Below are 9,650 nucleotides of genomic sequence, written 5' to 3'. Positions count from 1 at the left end.
ATGACCTGTAGCGTCTCGTGGGCTGGGAGTTGTTTATAAGACACCGCCCTCCGCTTCGCTCCGGGCTGGGCTCCGCTGACGCTCCGCCTGTTTTCCCCGCTTGCGGGGAAAACGGAAATTCTGCTTGCGGAATTTCTGTGGGTCAATTCGCGCTTGCGCGAATTGTGCGCCCCCGCGCTTGCGCGGGGGCTGATGCTGGCTGCGGGGCGGGGTGCATCATGTGCTGGGCTGTGTGAGGTCTGGGAGACTCGGCTGTTCCCCAGGGGGTGACGAGTCGTCACTGTCCTGGGGAACAGCCGAGTCTGGGGGAAGTGGGAGGCTCCGCTGCGCTCCGCCTGGACCTGCTCTCTCGGATTGAACTAGCACGTTCAGTGACGTTTCGTCAGGTTGCACTGCAACCGGGCTATCGAGGTGAGATTGATTTGGGATCCAGGGGGAATTTCATGCACAGATAGTGCATCGCTGGAATGTAGTTGCCTGGAATGTGTTGTGTGAGAATTATATTCTATGTCTCATCCCCAGACAGACCCACCGCCCCGGCCAGTGAAACCGGGCAACGCTCACAGCCTGCACGGCCACACACAGAGCCGCAGACCCCACCGTTCAGGAAGCCGCCGGCCTCGGCTCCGCACAGACCGGCACGCCAGACCAGACACCACCCACTCAACAGAACTACGCAACGCCAGACCGCACACGACGCCTACTCACATAGGCCCAGGTCCCCCCTGACAGGCCTGAAGAAAGAAACAGGACCCGGTAGCACGCGTACGCGCGCTCTAGAAGGAAGAGCTACGCGTTTTCCCAGCTCAGAGGCCTGGACTCCCGAAGGTATGTCAGCCCTGGACTGACATACCCCGGCCGGAACGCCAGCGGGTGGAGGTACTGCGGGCACGGCTGCGATGACTTTTCCCGGGCCCGCGGGTCTACCCTTCCGACAGCCATGATCAGAGATCACCGAGCGGGAGCAGGTAGCACCATGACGCAGTTGCTGCGGGTCCAGAACTTCACCGTCTCAAGCGACGGATTCGGCGCAGGCGAGGGACAAAGCCTGGAGCGGCCCTTCGGCCACGCCGATCCGATGAGCTTGATGAGCTGGGCCAGCACCACGGCCAGCTGGAAGATGCGGACAGAGCCAGGCGGCAGCCGCGGACTGGACGACTACCTCATCCGCGACTACGACCACAACATCGGCGCCGAGATCATGGGCCGCAACAAGTTCGGCCCGCAACGCGGCCCCTGGGAAAACGAAGACTGGCAGGGCTGGTGGGGCGACGAGCCCCCCTTCCACACCCCCGTCTTCGTCATGACCCACCACACCCGCCCGTCCCTCACCCTGTCGGACACAACCTTCCATTTCGTCAACGACGACCCCGCCAACGTCCTGGAAAGAGCGAAAAAGGCCGCCCAAGGCAAAGACGTCCGCGTCGGCGGCGGCGCCACAACCATCCGCACCTTCCTGGAAGCCGACCTCCTAGACACCATCCACATAGCAGTAACCCCATCGATCACCCTCGGCTCCGGCACCCGCCTATGGGAATCCCCAGACGAGCTAACCAACCGCTACCACCACAACACCATCCCCAGCCCAAGCGGAGTAATACACCACATGTTCTGGCGCTAAAAACCCACCCAGACATCTACAAACACAACACCAACCCCCAACAACCACACCACCACACACCCCAGAAAAAACACAGAGACAAGACCCAACGAAAACAAACCACGAGCACCTAACACCACACTAAAAAACCCAACACCAAGACCACCCTGGTGTCGGCGTAAACATGAACGCGGCCCTGGCAAGATTTTCGTGAAGCGGGAGTGTGCTTCCGTGCGCCGGTGACGCTCCGTCACGGGTAGCGGCGTCGGAGCTCTGCCATGAGGATGACGCGGTGGCGAAGGAGCGGAACTCCGGCACGGCCAGCCATGATCCTCTTCTGAAGCTTCAGATCCGTGATCCGGCCTTCGTTGACGCCAGAGTTGAATGGGGTGGTGATCCCTTGAGCGACGGCGTGCTGGTCCTCTCGGATGGCCTTGGCCAGGCTAGCCAGGGCCGGGAGGCGGGGAGGCCGCGAGTTGGTCGAGCCAGTCCGGTAGTGGGGCGGCGTCGCGGGCGTCGAGCATGGCGGCGAACTGCCTAACCAGGTCGTGAGTTCGGTCCAGCTCCGGGCAGTGCGTGAAGTCGCCCGAAAATAAGCCGTGATCAAGGCATCTGGGCTGACAGTTCGGGTCCGTGGAAGAGATCGTGCCCCGGTTGAAGGAGCTGTTGTTCCCGTCGATCTCGGACGTCGCGGTGCTGTCGGTGGACGTGAGCATCGCGATAGTGCGGGTCGACGCGGAATGCACTGCAAACGGTGCCGCTTGCCCGGCGTGTGGGGTCTGGTCGAACCGGGTCCATGGTTCCTACCTGCGGTTTCCGGCTGATGTGCCCAGCACTGGACGAAGCGTTGTTCTTCAGCTGAGGGTCCGCCGGTTTGCCTGCCGGACCCGCCGCACCTTCGTCGAGCAGATACCCGGCCTGACCCGTCGGCACGGTCAGCGGACCGAGCGGCTGCGCGCGACGCTGGCCTCGGTCGGCCTCGCCCTGACGGGCCGCGCCGGCGCCCGCCTGAGCTCCGCGCTCGGGTTATGCGTCAGCCGGAGCACCGTCCTGCGCCTGGTCGACGCCCTGCCCGAGCCGGAAGCGCCCGCCCCGCGTGTGGTCGGCGTTGACGGGTACGCCACCCGCAAGGGCCGCCACTACGGCACTGTTCTCGTCGACGTCGAGACCCGCCGCCCTGTCGACCTGCTGCCCGACCGGGAGGCATCGAGCCTGGCGGCCTGGCTCACCGATCGGCCCGGCGTCGAGGTCGTGTGCCGGGACCGGGCACCGATTCGCCGATCGGACCTGGGATCGGCATGCCGCCGTCCACGCCCTGCTGACAGCGGGACACAGCCGTCGCTCGGTGCAGCGGCAGCTCGGGATGACCTACCGCACCGTCAAGCAGCTCGCAGACGCCGCGATGCCGGAGGAGCTGTTCACCGGTCAGTGGCAGAACCGGCACTCCGTCCTCGACGACTACAAGCCCTATCTGGACGACCGCTGGAGCGAGGGCTGCACCAACGCCTGGAAGCTGTGGGAGGAGATCGTGCCACTCGGCTACAAGGGCAGCTACCAGCGCGTTCGCGCCTGCCTGCACGACAAGCGCACCTCACCGCAGCCGGTGACCGCCCGGCCGCCCACGCCCCGAACCGTCGCCGGATGGATCCTCCGCCGTCCGGACACCCTCACCGAACCCGAGCAACTCCAACTCAAGGCCGTCCGGACGCACTGCCCCGAAATCGACGCCCTCACCAGACACGTCCGCTTCTTCGCGACCATGCTCACCGAGCGCCAGGGCGAGCGCCTGCCCGACTGGCTCGACGCCGTCCGGCAAGACGACCTGTCCAGCCTCCACACTCTCGCCGCAGGCATCGGCCGCGACCGCGACGCCGTCATCGCCGGCCTGACTCTGCCCTGGAGCTCAGGTGTCGTGGAAGGGCACGTCAACCGGATCAAAATGCTCAAGCGCCAGATGTACGGCCGCGCTGGCTTCTCGCTGCTGCGCAAGCGAGTTCTCCTCGCTTCGTGAGGGCAGCTGCTGCTGTCAGCACCTCAACGGTTCGCGGCTCTGCGAATGGTGACCACGGACAAGAACGGGTCGGTAGGCGGCACCAGCTCCCTGGAGGAGACCTCTACAAGGTGCGCCGGAGCATCGCCATGCTGCAAGGCGGTCACGTACTCGATGATCTGAGCGTGGGAGAGTACGGGCACTCTTTGGCGCAGGATGTGCATGGCATGAACCCTCCCACGAGCGCCTGCCACTGCCCGGACCTCATCGTGCAGATCGTCCACTGCGGTCCGCGTGACCTGCCTTCGAATGCGGACTCGGTAGTCCGCCTCCCACGCGTCCGTTACTGCAGAGACGACACCGATCTGATGCAGGCTCCCGTCGACGCGGTCAACAAGGTACGGCCCATTCCCGGCCAGCGCGAAGTCTGGGTTTCGGGTGCGCAGGTACTCCTCAGATGTCCAGGAAATGATCCATACCAGCTCATGCTGCTCTACATGCGACACAGCCATCCGCATCGGGACAAGCCCAAGTGAAAGCTCTCGCTGGTAGTCGCGTTCCAGTTCTTCCTCAACGATCTGAACCGCGGCATCTCGTTCAATCACTTTGGCAGCATCTCGTACGGCCCGGATGGCTACCACCAAGTTTCCTGCTCGCTTCACGTCTTGGCAGATCGTAGTGGACGCACGTGAACGGCGCCAACGCTGCTGATTCTCCGAGCTATGAGGTAACCCGACAGTCAGTTACGGTGATCTCGTCACAGAAGTTGTGTCAGAACCCCTTGAAGTGAACGAAGCCAATCAGGCGACCTGGCGGGGCGAGGGTGGCCGCTCGTGCGGTGTGTCGATCGGCAAACCGCGACGCAGGGGTGCAATGGCCATCTTGACCCGTTGGTAGTGGCCGCCGTAGCCCTTGGCGACGATCTCCTGGTGCAGCACCGTCGCGGTGTGCTCGCCTTCCTCCCAGCGTTGACGCAGATACTCCAGGTACGGATCGAGGCTCGTGGACCGGCGGGGCGGGGTTCGGCGTACGCAATCCTGTCAGGAGGCAGCGCGTGCGTACTTGGCAACGGTGCGTCGGTTCAGGCCCAGCTCGCGGGCTATCGCGCTGAGCGAGCGGCCGGAGTCAGAGACCGCGTGCACCGCCTCGAACAGCAGTTTGGCGTGGCGGCGAGCAGGAGAATCAACCGTCTCGGATGGTTCCGCCGACGGTGGTGTGGCGGGTTCGGGTTCAGGTACTGCGGCGGACAGACAGCCGCGGTGCGCGGCGGCAATGTCCGAGACCCGTTTCGGCAGCCCCTGCCAGAGGTGAAAACGGTCGCTGACCTGCGCTGCTTCCGGTGCCCCGTCGGTGATGCCCTGCCGGTAGACCAGCGAGCCGTCCCGGCACACCACCTCAACGCCGGGATGCGTGCGCAGCCAGGCAGCCGGCCCACAACTCGATCGGCAACCGCGTATCGGCATCCACCAGCAGCGTGCCGTAGACGTCCGCGTACAACGCGAAGTCGTCCACGCCCAGCACCCGCGGTGTCGTGACCGACGGCAGTCGCATGCGCATCAGCTGGAACAGCACGCTTGTCCGCGACAGCGGCGCCTTCAGAGTGTTCAGGAGCCGGGCCCCGCCACGGCCGGCGAGCAGTACCCCGGCCATCTCCACCAGATGCTGCAGCAGCGGACTGCGACGCTGGTAGCGCACCGTCAGCCCCTCTACCTGCTCGGCGAACGTCCGCCGGCCACAGCTCGGACTGTCACAGAACAAGCGCCACACCGCCAGGGTGATCAGCACCGGGCGTCCACCGGCAGCGACGTCGCCCAGCGTGCGGGAGTACCGGCTGTGCACCCGCGCCGATTCGCGCCCGCAGCCCGGACACGTCACCATCAACTCACGTGTCCGAGCGGCGATACGGACCACGCCGCCCGCCGACCACACCCGCTCCACCCGCACCACATCCAGGTGCGGAGACATGATCCGTACGAGGTCATCACACACTCGCAGACGGTCCCGCTACCCGTGACGGAGCGTCACCGGCGCACGGAAGCACACTCCCGCTTCACGGAAATCTTGCCAGGGCCCCATCGGAGAGTACGCGGACACCGGGAGTTGCGCAGCAAAGTCGTCGGGCTCTACAGAACCGAGTTGATCAAGCCGCAACAACCTTGGAAGACCCTGTCCGAGGTCGAGCTGACCACCGCCGAGTGGATCGACTGGTACTGCCACCGCCGCCTCCACGGTGAGATAGGCCACGTCCCGCCCGTCGAGCACGAGACCAACTACTACCTCACGAACACGAAACCCCAGGTCACAACCACCAATTGAGATCTCTACCGAACCCGGGGCGATTCAGAGTCCGTGGAGAGCCCGGTACTCGGAGACGGGTGCGCCGGGTTCGGCGAGCGGCACGGGGAAACGGACCGGTGGCAACAGTGGAACAGCGCCGGCATGCCCGTCAGGGGGCCTGTAACTGCAATGAGTTGCAGGCCCGCCCTCTTGCAAGGTGGCTCACTTCTTCAGTACAGCCTCCATGACGCTTTTGGCGATCGGGCCGCCAAGCGTGCCGCCCGCGATGGCGTCACGCGGAACGTCCTGGCCTGGGTCGATGAAGACCGCCACGGCCACCGACTTGCCCTCGGGGCTCTTTCCGTACGCGATGAACCAGGCGTACGGGGGCAGCGAGTTGTTGACACCGTGCTGGGCGGTGCCCGTCTTCGCGCCCACCGTGATGCCGTCGATCAGCGCGGGCCGGCCCGAGCCCTCCTTCGCGGTGTGCTCCATGGCCTCCCGGGTCATGCCTGCAGTCTGCTCGGAGACAGCCTGCGACATCGCCTTCGGCTCATACTTGTCCAAAATGTTCAGATCGGGACCGCGCACTTCGTCGACGAGATGTGGCTGCATGAGCTTGCCATCATTGGCGATGCCCGCCGCCAGCATGGCGATCTGCAGTGGAGTTGAAGTTACCGAGCCCTGGCCGATGCCGCTTAGGGCGGTCTGGGGCCGGTTGATGTCGGTGGGGTAGATCGAGTTCCCGGCGCGCACCGGGGTGTCCACCTTGGGATTGTTGAAGCCGAACTTCTCCGCCACCTCAGCCATCTTGTCCTTGCCGATGTCGGCGGCGAGCTTGCCGAACACGTTGTTGCAGGAGTACTGCATTGCGACCGCTACCGAGGCGTTGCGGCACGGTGCTGCCTTGTTGAGATTTGGCAGGACGGTTCGGGTGTCGGGCATGGTCCACGGGTCGGGGGAGTCCGTCGGGGCGCGTACATCGGTCACCTTTCCGGCCTCGATGGCGGCCGCTGCGGTGAGCACCTTGAAGGTGGACCCGGGGGCATAGGTTTCCTTCAGCGCCCTATTGAGCAACGGTTTGTTTCTGTCCTTGTTGAGTTCTTCCCAGGCGCGCTGGTCCTTCTTTGAAATTCCTGCGAAAGTCGACGGGTCGTATGAGGGGGTCGATGCGAGAGCGAGAATCCGACCGGTCTCGGGTTCGATGGCTGCGACACCTCCCTTGAATGTGCCGAGCCCTTCGTAGGCGGCCTTTTGGGCATGTGGGTCGATGGTGGTGAGTACGTCCCCGCCTGCTTGCGGCTGGTTGGTGAGCGTGCGCAGTGGGTCTTTGAGATGCATGCGACTGTCGGTCCCTGACAGCAAATTGCTGTTGAGCGCCTCGAGTTGGGTGGAACCGAATGCCTGGGATGCGAAGCCGGTGACCGGCGCGTACATCGCCCCGTCGGTGTACGTGCGCTTGTATTTCAGGTCGGATCCCTCCACGCGTTCCGATCCGGTGATGGGTTTCCCGCTCACCAGGATGTTGCCGAGCGGTTGTGCGTACCGCTCGATCGCCACGCGTCGGTTCTTCTCGTGTTCGGCCAGTGCGTCCCCCTGCACGAGCTGCACCCAGTTCGTGCGGATGAGCAGCGCCAGCATGAGAAGGCCGCAGAACACGGATATGTGCCGCAGCGTTTTGTTCATGGTCGAACCCTTCTTGTTTCTCCGGCGCGCCCGGATCCACGAAGGGCGCGCCGTTCTTTGGGCGGTGTCCGCGTCGTGCGGACGGCGCGCAGCTCCGGGTGTCTCTTTGGTGGATGCGAGAGAAGCCGGGGTTGCGCGTGGGGTTTGAGGTGTTGTGCGTCGCTGGCGCCTTGTGTTCAGGCCTGACGCAGGTGGTCGCGGAGCGTGCGGGCCACGTGCGCCATGAGCGCCTCGGCCGCGGTTTGCGTGGCGGCGGGCACGTGAGACCGGGTGAGCGCGGCGACCGCGAACGTTTGGCCGTCGGTGTGCTCGACCACGCCGATCTCGTGCCGCAGGTTGAGGAGCGTGCCGGTCTTGGACGACCAGGTCGAGGCGTCGGAGGCGAAGTCGGGGGCGAGCCGGTGACGCAGGACGTTGTGGGCCATGAGACAGCGCACCTGCTGGGCGGAGTCGGGGTCGAGGGCCGACGGCCGCCACAGCGCTTGAAGCAGATCGGTCCAGGCGCGGGCGCTGCCGATGTTGGCGCGGGTGACGTCCAGTTGGGGCACGCGGTGGCCTTGTCCGTCGGTTCTGGAGTCGATGGCCAGGGATTGCGCGAGGTGGTGTGCGTCGTCGAAGCGTTCGGCGGGGGTGTCGATCAGGTCGCGCATGGGGTGCCGCACGGTGATGCCGCGCAGGCCGGCCCGTTCGAGGAACTGGTTGACCTGGGCAGGCGGGGTGAGGTCGAACAGCGCGTCGGCGGCCGTACCGTCGCTGAGGCTGGTGCTCAGGTAGAGCAGGTCGTCTACGGCGATGCGGGCGGGGTGGCGGAACCGGGCCAGGCCGATGGGACCGGGTGTGGTGACAAGACCGGGGGCCACATCAATGGGCGCGGCGCCATTGAGTTCGCCGAGGCGGATGCGGTCGGCGGTTGCCACGGCGAGGGGGATCTTCACGAGCGAGGCCGCGGGCAGCTGCGCTTCCGGGTCGATACCGATCTCGTGGCCCGAGTCGAGGTCGCGGACGAGGAAGCTGCCGTGCAGGCCGGCATCGTGTAGTTGCTCGCGCAGGTGGTGCAGGAGGGCTTGGGTGTTCATGAGACCGATCGCGGAGTGTTGGGGTCTGGGGCCGGAAAGGCTCCCAGGCAGCGGGACACGGCGTCGTGCAGGCGCTCTTGGAGCGGCTTCGGGTTGCTTTGGTCGGCCGTGGCGATGACGTATCCGCGGATGGCCGACAGTTCGCCAGGCGGAAGCCAGGTCAGGTCGAGCTCGCGTGCCTCGACCTGGGAGCACAGCACCAGGTCGGCCGAGCCCAGCGCATGTGCGGCGGCCGTGGCAAGGTCGGGCGCGGCGCGCAGCTGATCGAGGCGCAGCCCCGCGGCGTCGCGCAGCCGCATCAGTGGGTCACGGATGTGCGGGACGTCGTCCTCGGGTTGGAACCAGATGTGCCGGGGCGGCTCCGAGCCGTGGCGTCCTGGGCGCAGGCTGTCGAGGTGGACGCGCTGGGTGCCAGGTGGTTGCAGTCCGGCCAGGCCGAGGGGCACCGTCCAGGCGGCCTCGTCCGCGGGCGCCGGCATCAGAGCAGCGCGCGCCTGCTGGGTGTGCAGGAGCTCGGTGCGGTCGGCCGGTGCGGCGGGCTGCGGTTCGACGACAAGGCCGAGCTGCCGGGCGTCCGCGATCAGGCGGGCCAGGGCGGCGGCAGACAGTGTCAGCGGCACGGCCAGCCGCCAGGGCTTGCGCCCGGCGCTGCGGGATTCGTGTTCAAGTGCGTCGGCGGCCTGCAGCAGCCGACGGGCGGCAGGCAGCAGGTCGCGGCCGAACGGCGTCAGCGCGAGCCGGCGGGTGCCGCGCTCCAGCAATGGCTGGCCCAGGCGCTGCTCCAGTGCTGCGATACGCCGGCTGGCCACCGGCTGGGACATGCCAGCCGCTGTGGCGCCCGCGGTGAAGCTCTCGCGTGCGCTGACGTTGACGAAGGCCCGGCACGCTCCTACCAGGTCCATACCCCCACCTCATGTCGAATCAGCATGGAACCCTTCATTTCCGCATTAGACAGAATAGGTCGCTATGGGGAGGATGCACCCATTGCCCAGGCGGACGCCAATCGACGCCTTGGAACCGA

General features: G+C 65.9%; 11 protein-coding genes and 1 pseudogene. 4 read left to right on the top strand and 8 right to left on the bottom strand.

The features are described 5' to 3' along the window. The first annotated feature begins 976 nt into the window (after positions 1-976). A complete protein-coding gene (locus ACX6XY_RS22875; RefSeq protein WP_460333835.1) occupies positions 977-1,621 on the top strand; it encodes a dihydrofolate reductase family protein in 645 nt (214 codons plus the stop codon). A 422-nt stretch (positions 1,622-2,043) separates the two neighbouring features. Here the strand turns inward: ACX6XY_RS22875 and ACX6XY_RS22870 are convergent, their stop codons facing one another. Further along, positions 2,044-2,316 carry a hypothetical protein gene (locus ACX6XY_RS22870; RefSeq protein WP_460333832.1) on the bottom strand — a complete coding sequence of 91 codons (273 nt, stop codon included), beginning with the start codon at positions 2,314-2,316 and terminating at the stop codon, positions 2,044-2,046. Here ACX6XY_RS22870 and ACX6XY_RS22865 point away from each other — a divergent pair. Together ACX6XY_RS22865 and ACX6XY_RS22860 are read left to right on the top strand one after the other, a co-directional pair. Continuing rightward, positions 2,234-2,425, top strand: a pseudogene (locus tag ACX6XY_RS22865) (ISL3 family transposase); the annotation flags it as partial. The gene ACX6XY_RS22870 and the pseudogene ACX6XY_RS22865 overlap by 83 nt on opposite strands. A gap of 538 nt (positions 2,426-2,963) precedes the next feature. Then, on the top strand, positions 2,964-3,611 hold the full coding sequence (locus tag ACX6XY_RS22860) for an ISL3 family transposase (RefSeq protein WP_460333847.1): 648 nt from the start codon (positions 2,964-2,966) through the stop codon (positions 3,609-3,611). Between the two features lie 23 nt (positions 3,612-3,634). On the opposite strand, the gene ACX6XY_RS22855 is transcribed toward ACX6XY_RS22860, so the two are convergent. The 4 genes from ACX6XY_RS22855 to ACX6XY_RS22840 form a co-directional block, all read right to left on the bottom strand. Next, positions 3,635-4,195, bottom strand: coding sequence for a YrhB domain-containing protein (locus ACX6XY_RS22855; protein ID WP_433111033.1), 561 nt, complete (start codon positions 4,193-4,195; stop codon positions 3,635-3,637). Between the two features lie 195 nt (positions 4,196-4,390). Further along, positions 4,391-4,528 carry a hypothetical protein gene (locus ACX6XY_RS22850; protein WP_460333828.1) on the bottom strand — a complete coding sequence of 46 codons (138 nt, stop codon included), beginning with the start codon at positions 4,526-4,528 and terminating at the stop codon, positions 4,391-4,393. A 102-nt stretch (positions 4,529-4,630) separates the two neighbouring features. Then, positions 4,631-4,981, bottom strand: a complete 351-nt coding sequence (locus tag ACX6XY_RS22845) for a hypothetical protein (protein WP_460333825.1) — start codon at positions 4,979-4,981, stop codon at positions 4,631-4,633. Between the two features lie 4 nt (positions 4,982-4,985). Continuing rightward, positions 4,986-5,555, bottom strand: coding sequence for a transposase family protein (locus ACX6XY_RS22840; protein WP_460333822.1), 570 nt, complete (start codon positions 5,553-5,555; stop codon positions 4,986-4,988). Between the two features lie 135 nt (positions 5,556-5,690). Here ACX6XY_RS22840 and ACX6XY_RS22835 point away from each other — a divergent pair, with 135 nt between their 5' ends. Then, on the top strand, positions 5,691-5,906 hold the full coding sequence (locus ACX6XY_RS22835; protein ID WP_460333819.1) for an integrase core domain-containing protein: 216 nt from the start codon (positions 5,691-5,693) through the stop codon (positions 5,904-5,906). 183 nt (positions 5,907-6,089) lie between these two features. Here ACX6XY_RS22835 and ACX6XY_RS22830 read toward each other — a convergent pair whose 3' ends face one another. The 3 genes from ACX6XY_RS22830 to ACX6XY_RS22820 all read right to left on the bottom strand — a co-directional run bounded on the left by ACX6XY_RS22830 (position 6,090) and on the right by ACX6XY_RS22820 (position 9,531). After that, entirely contained in the window at positions 6,090-7,553 is a 1,464-nt protein-coding gene (locus ACX6XY_RS22830) for a peptidoglycan D,D-transpeptidase FtsI family protein (RefSeq protein WP_460333816.1), read from the bottom strand. Positions 7,554-7,729: 176 nt separating this feature from the next. Beyond that, positions 7,730-8,629, bottom strand: coding sequence for a serine hydrolase (locus ACX6XY_RS22825; protein WP_460333813.1), 900 nt, complete (start codon positions 8,627-8,629; stop codon positions 7,730-7,732). Then, positions 8,626-9,531: a LysR family transcriptional regulator gene (locus ACX6XY_RS22820; RefSeq protein ID WP_460333810.1), complete on the bottom strand. Its 906-nt coding sequence runs from the start codon at positions 9,529-9,531 to the stop codon at positions 8,626-8,628. The genes ACX6XY_RS22825 and ACX6XY_RS22820 overlap by 4 nt, the downstream gene beginning before the upstream one ends. Between the last annotated feature and the right edge of the window lie 119 nt (positions 9,532-9,650).

This window comes from Streptomyces sp. O3 (genome assembly GCF_054788135.1).
This window is presented reverse-complemented; position numbering and strand designations above follow the sequence as displayed.